The organism is Spongiactinospora gelatinilytica (assembly GCF_003236385.1).
Lineage (GTDB): Bacteria > Actinomycetota > Actinomycetes > Streptosporangiales > Streptosporangiaceae > Spongiactinospora > Spongiactinospora gelatinilytica.
In genome coordinates, this window is sequence record NZ_POUA01000433.1 from 1 (window position 1) to 5,922 (window position 5,922).

General features: G+C 70.1%; 5 protein-coding genes and 1 tRNA gene. 3 read left to right on the forward strand and 3 right to left on the reverse strand.

Annotation, left to right across the window (positions count from 1 at the left end; all coding sequences use genetic code 11):
• Window positions 1-108: 108 nt before the first annotated feature.
• Together C1I98_RS33920 and C1I98_RS33925 are read left to right on the forward strand one after the other, a co-directional pair.
• Window positions 109-185 (forward strand) — tRNA-Ile (locus tag C1I98_RS33920).
• A 546-nt stretch (window positions 186-731) separates the two neighbouring features.
• A complete protein-coding gene (locus C1I98_RS33925; protein ID WP_158558293.1) occupies window positions 732-1,919 on the forward strand; it encodes a DUF418 domain-containing protein in 1,188 nt (395 codons plus the stop codon).
• Here the strand turns inward: C1I98_RS33925 and C1I98_RS33930 are convergent.
• The 3 genes from C1I98_RS33930 to C1I98_RS33940 form a co-directional block, all read right to left on the reverse strand.
• Window positions 1,811-3,235, reverse strand: a complete 1,425-nt coding sequence (locus C1I98_RS33930; protein WP_199537423.1) for an acyltransferase family protein — start codon at window positions 3,233-3,235, stop codon at window positions 1,811-1,813. The genes C1I98_RS33925 and C1I98_RS33930 overlap by 109 nt on opposite strands.
• Before the next feature lie 99 nt (window positions 3,236-3,334).
• Window positions 3,335-3,910: a maleylpyruvate isomerase N-terminal domain-containing protein gene (locus tag C1I98_RS33935; RefSeq protein WP_199537424.1), complete on the reverse strand. Its 576-nt coding sequence runs from the start codon at window positions 3,908-3,910 to the stop codon at window positions 3,335-3,337.
• Between the two features lie 140 nt (window positions 3,911-4,050).
• On the reverse strand, window positions 4,051-5,052 hold the full coding sequence (locus tag C1I98_RS33940; protein ID WP_111171426.1) for a saccharopine dehydrogenase family protein: 1,002 nt from the start codon (window positions 5,050-5,052) through the stop codon (window positions 4,051-4,053).
• Between the two features lie 88 nt (window positions 5,053-5,140).
• Between C1I98_RS33940 and C1I98_RS33945 the strand changes: the two genes are divergently transcribed.
• Entirely contained in the window at window positions 5,141-5,731 is a 591-nt protein-coding gene (locus C1I98_RS33945) for a TetR/AcrR family transcriptional regulator (RefSeq protein WP_111171427.1), read from the forward strand.
• Window positions 5,732-5,922 lie beyond the last annotated feature (191 nt).

The following is a 5,922-nucleotide window of genomic DNA, read 5'->3' on the forward strand; positions in this document are numbered from 1 at the left end:
CGCGGGGACGATGGCCCACCCACCCCTTGCGACACGGTAAGCTTTTCCCCGTTGGCAACCGGTTCGCTCCGCCCACTTGGATGCGATACGCTCAATGCCACACTCTGCGGGGCTATAGCTCAGACGGTTAGAGCGCTTCCCTGATAAGGAAGAGGTCCCAGGTTCAAGTCCTGGTAGCCCCACCATGTTTCCCCAACCTAGAGGCTAGATCCCGCGACCGTGGATCTGGTCTCTTGCTCGTTTGTGGTCATTCGCCAGCGGTCGGCGGCAGAATGGCGCATTGGGGTCCCCTCGTCGGGACCGGGTGGGATGTAGTGATCACGATGCCGTTGATCGCGGAAGTGTGCCGGCGGCTCAGACGTCTGCGAGCGTGATCGGTTGAGATGGAAGAGGCCCGCAAAGGGGCGTAGGAGCTCGGTTCGATTTTCCTCGATCTCAGTCGATTTCGTGCGGGTGGCAGGCTTTACAGGGGATGCGCATCGGGTGGGCGGATATATCCGGACGACTGTCCGGAACGGGTCGGCCGTACGCGGCTCTCGGGGGATTTAGACACGGCGGCAGATCCAAGACCCTTATATCGGGGCGGGTCGCCATGATCGGCAGGTCCGGTCGCGGTGTGTACGCCGAAGCGCGTAACCCCCCGGTGCCGCCGCAGTCATAGACTTTCGTCGCTCCCAGGATCTGCCAAGGGCCGATGCCCCGCCATGCGCAGTGTCTTTAGCGTCGTGGCCATGACACAGACGCCGGGATCAAGGCGAGTGCACGAGATCGACGCCGTGCGCGGGTTCGCGCTGGCGGGCATTCTGGTGGCCAACATCGGCTTCTTCGCCGATCCGCGCTACGTCGTGATCACCGGCACGATGTCGATCACGGACGGGCCGGTCGCGTGGTTCGTCAGCACGGTGGTGCTGACGAAGTTCTACATCCTGTTCTCGTTCCTGTTCGGCTACTCCTTCACGCTCATGTCGCGGGACGGCGTGAAGGTGAAGGCCAGGATGGCGCGGCGGTGCCTGGGGCTGTTCGCGATCGGGGTGGCGCACGGGTTCCTGTTGTGGATCGGCGACATCCTCACCCTGTACGCCATGCTGGGGTTGATCCTGCTGGCCCTGCGCGGCATCTCGGCCAGAAGGGCGTTCGTCGTCGGCTGCTGGATCATCGGGGTCATGTCGGTGATCTGGCTGGTACTGGCCGGGCTCACCCTGCTGGATCCGGCGGGCGACGCGATGCCGCTGGTGGACACGGCGGCCGGAGTGCGAGCCGAGGAACTGGTCAGGAGTGGGCCGCTGGGCGTACTGACGTTCCAGGCCGAGACCTATCCGGGGCTGGCCATGATCGTGTGGGTCGGGCAGGGGCCGATGGCGCTGGCGCTGTTCCTGTTCGGGATGGCGGCGGGCAAGGCGCGGGTGCTGGAGGAGCCGGAGCGCTGGGCCCGTCTCGTGCCGCGCATCCAGTGGGTCGGCTTCGGCGTGGGGCTGCCCGCCGCGGGCTTCTTCACCTGGGCGCAGGGCCGTGGGAACGTGCTCGAACTGCCCTCGATGGCCGTGAACAACGTGGCCTCGGTACTGCTGACGGCCGCCTACGTGGTCACGTTCCTCCAGGTGATCAGGCGTTTTCCCGCCGTGGGCCGCGGGCTGGCCCCGGCGGGACGGGCGGCGGCCTCGAACTACATCGGGCAGTCGGTGCTGTGCTGCCTGGTGTTCACCGGTTACGGGCTGGCGCTGGCGGGTCGGCTGTCACCGTTCGCCGTGATGGGGGTCGCGGCGGTGATCTATGTGGTGTTGCTCGCCCTGAGCGCGTGGTGGCTGCGCGGTCACCGGTACGGCCCGGTGGAGTACGTGCTGCGCTGGTTCACCCGATGGGCCAGACCGTCCGGGGGGATCGAACGTAGCAGTCGCAAAGCCGCCGCGGAGGCGAGGTAGGTGATCAGCGCGAATGTCGGCATTCCGGATACGGTCGGAGCGGCGCTCGGCCACAGGCTGTTGACGAGCAGGGCGCAGGCGACTCCCGCGAGCCCGGCCATGGTCAGCCACAGCCGGAACACCGGACGGGAAGCCGTGCGGGCCAGGCCCGCCGGGACCGGGATCGGGATCGGGATCGGGAGCCGGCGGGAGCGTTGGGCGCCGCGTACCTCGATCGGTCCGAAGATCGCGACGAGCAGGGCGAGGACGGCGGTGCACATGATCAGCAACGGCGCTCGCCAGGCCAGCCACGCGGCCGAGCCGGCCTCGGGGGTCGGGAGTACGCCCGCCGCGTGCAGTGCGGCGGTGAGCAGGATCGCGGCGGAGATGTGCCAGAGAAGGATCGTCATGATCACCGAGTTGACGGCGACCACGGCCGTCCACCGGCGGGTGCGCCGCAACCATCGCTCGGCCCGATTCCGCAGCAGCAGCGCCACCCCGAGCTGGGCGGTCGCGACCGCGAGCAGGGCCAGGCTGGGCGGGGACATGTTGTGCAGCCGCTCGCCGGGCACATTGATCAAACTGACCGGGTAGGGGCCGGGAAGGGTGAGCAGGAGCAGCCCGCCGATCCCGGCGGCCACCAGCGGCACGGCGACGCGGGGGCGGGCCGGGAGCAGTCCGTCCCGCCAGGCGAAACCCATCTGGTGGATGGCCAGCCAGCCGAACAGGAAGTTGCCGTCGCCCCAGAGGTCATGGCCGAGGAAGCGGGCCGCGTCGCCGACGGCGACGAGCCCGACCAGCACCGCCGGGACGGTGAGTCCGTACCGGCGGTGGAGGGCGTACATCGGCGGCGTCAGCGCGACCACGATCAGGTAGACCACGAGGAACCACAACGGGATCGAGGCCAGCCAGACCACCATGCGAACCCGGGCGGGGTCGGCGTCGAACAGGCCCGCCGCCAGCGCCCCGCCTCCCAGCACCAGCACCAGGGCCGTGGTCGGCGGGATCAGCCGGCCGCTCCGCTTGATCAGCCATTCGGTGGCCGTCCCGCCTCGGCGCCGCGCCGCGGCGAGGGACACGGCGTTGGCGTACCCGCCGACGATGAAGAACACGGGCATCACCTGGACCACCCAGGTCAGCGGTTGCGCCCATGGCAGGTCCGGCAGCGCCGACCGGCCGATCAACTCGCCATGCTCGTCGTAGCCGACCACGGTCGCCAGCCAGTGCCCGAGGACCACCGCCACGATCGACACGGCTCGCAGCAGGTCGATGAACCGCTCCCGCGACGGCGGCGTCCGCTCCGCGAGCCGCCGCACCTCTCGCAACGCGGTACCCATGTCCTGCACCTTCCCCAGCGCGGGTAGAGATACCAGCGGGCGCGTGGCCCTGACCGCCACCGGGGGGCGGGCCGCGTACCGCGCGGGGGATTCGCGCGCTCAGGCTCGGTCCATCCGGTCCACCCGGTCCATGCGGTCCGGCCTCGATGCATCGGTAGTTCGAGCGAGAGGTAGACGTGATCGGCTCCCGTTCCCTTGCCGAATCGGGGTGCAGGGCCAGGGTGCGCTGGGTGAGCAGGACCCAGATCGTGATCGAGAGCAGGGCGCAGATGGCGGCGCAGGCCCACAGGAGACGTTCAGGTCGGCGGGCGCGTCCAGGTCGCGCGCCGCCCACATGGCGTCGAGTTGCGTCCCGAGGTGTTCCAGCAGGTCGATCAGTACGTACGGACTGAGCTGGCGGGTCGCCCGGACGAACTCCTCGTTGGTGCGCGTCAGATAGGCCGGAAGCGTCTCGTCGTCGGCGAAGACCGCGCCGCCGTACCCGTCACGGCTGCCCGACAGGCGGCGCAGGTAGTCGTTGGCGACGTGTCCGGCTATGTCGTGTACGTCCCAGCCTGGGCAGACCGTCGGCTTGGCCCAGTCCGCCGGGCTCAGCGTGCGGAGCAGGCCGACCATGGCCTGCCGTTCGCGCGGGAACAGCGGACGGACGTCAATGGCGGCACCGAAAATCGACACGGCCACGACACTATCGAGCCCCGTATGTCCGGGTGCGGCCGGCATGAGGCGTCGGCGGCCGGAATCGGCCCGCGAACCACCTCCGGTGCGGGCTCGCCGCCGATCCGGCCCTGCCCTATGGACCTGGTCTGCCCGCTGCGTCAGGTGTTGATGGGGATGGTGCCGATTTCGGCCATTCGCTTGGTCGCGAGCGTCGGGTCGATCAGGGCCTCAGGGGTGTGGATGCCCGGGGCGGCCGGTTCCCCTCGCAGGCCGAGGAGGCGTTCCACGCCGAGGACGATGCCGAGGGCGGTCAGGGGGCGCTGGCCGCCGGGGTGGACGAGGTGGCGGGACGTACTGAGCGGCGTGCCGGAAGCCCCCGTGCCCTCGATGTCGATCCGGAACTCGATCGAGGCCGGTTCGCCGCGCCGCCTGCTCGCGGTCTCGCCGGCCGCGAGGTCGAAGTGGACGTTGAGCGCGCCCGTGGCGAGGGCGACGCTCGGTACGTCGGGGATGGCGACCCGCTGGCCGGGCAGTACGACGCCGTCGGCGCAGGCCACCTCGACCTCTGCCGCAGCGCCGCTGACCCAGGTGAAGACGCCGTCGCGGCGGATCAGCCCAGCCGTGGAGATCGCCATCAGGCGTTCCATGTCCTCGATGGCGGCGGGCCCGCCGGCGTCCTGTTCGTCCAGCACCGCCGCCATCCGGACGGTTTCCACCCGGTCGAACTCCCGGGCCGCGTCCAGCGCCGCCAGCACGATGAGACCGGCCAGGCAGTGGCTGGCCAGCAGGATCGGCGCGGCGGTCGCCCGCTGGGCGCCCGCGATGACCTCCGGCGCCAGCTCTATCAGGCCGCTGGAGATGCTGAGGTACGGCAGGCCGTGGTCCTGCGCGTACCGGAGCCCGCTGAGCCGGGAGTCCCGCAGCGCCGCGACCACCGCCGAATGGCTCCGCCCGCCCGGCAGGCCGAGGTCACCGCGCCGCAGGTCGATGGTCACGGCGTCGGCCGCGTCCAGTTCGTCGGCGACCCGCCGCGCCCGGGCGAGGTCACGCCCGGCGATGGTCAGCGGCAGCCCCGGGTACCACCGCCGCAGCAGCGTGGCGGTGTCCGCGCCCGCCTGACCCGAACCACCCAGGATCAGTACCGATTTCAACTGCTCCATCTGTGCTTCCTTCCACTCGGCGATTCAAAGCTACATTTTGTAGCCTACACTTTGTAGCTTAAGCTGGGGTCCAGACGCGAGGAGGACCATGGCGACACCATCGACTCGCCTGTCCAAGCAGGCGAGACGGGAGCAGTTGCTCGACGCCGCCACGGCGTTCGTGCGCGCCCATGGCCCCGACGGCCTGACCCTGCCCTCCCTCGCGGAGGCCGCCAAGGTGAGCAGGCCGATCGTCTACGACCACTTCGGCACCCGCCATGGCCTGCTGCTCGCGCTCTACCTGCGCCTGGACGAACAGCACCGGGCCGCGCTGACCGAGGCGCTGAAAGACGCCGCGCCCACCCCCCACGAGGTCGCCCGCGTGATCAGCGGGGCCTACTTCGCGTGCGCCACCGCCATGCCGGAGCTGAACGCCGTCGCCGCCGCGCTGCGCGGCATTCCGGAGCTGGACGCGATGCAGCACGAAGTGCTGGACAGGTACATCGACCTGATGGCCGAAGCGCTCGTCCCCTACTCCGCGGTCACCGGCGAGGCGCTGCGGCTGCGCTGCATCGGCGTGCTGGGCGCGGCCGACGCCATCGCCGCCGAGCTGACCCGGGGGCGGGTGAGCGCCGACGACGCGGTGACCGCGCTGGCCGACCTCCTGCTGAGCGGCCTGGACACCGGCAGCGGCCGTTGACGAGACAAGCGGCCGTTGACGAGACAAGCGGTTAGCGGGACAAGTGGCCGTTCGCGGGACAAGCGGCCATAACCTGTCCGCTACTCCTGCGAGAGTGGCCAGAGCAGGCCCCCGACGCCGAAAGGAACGGACCCCCGCGCCGATGACCGTTCTCAGCACGCGGGCGCTCAACCGCGCCACGCTCGCCCGCC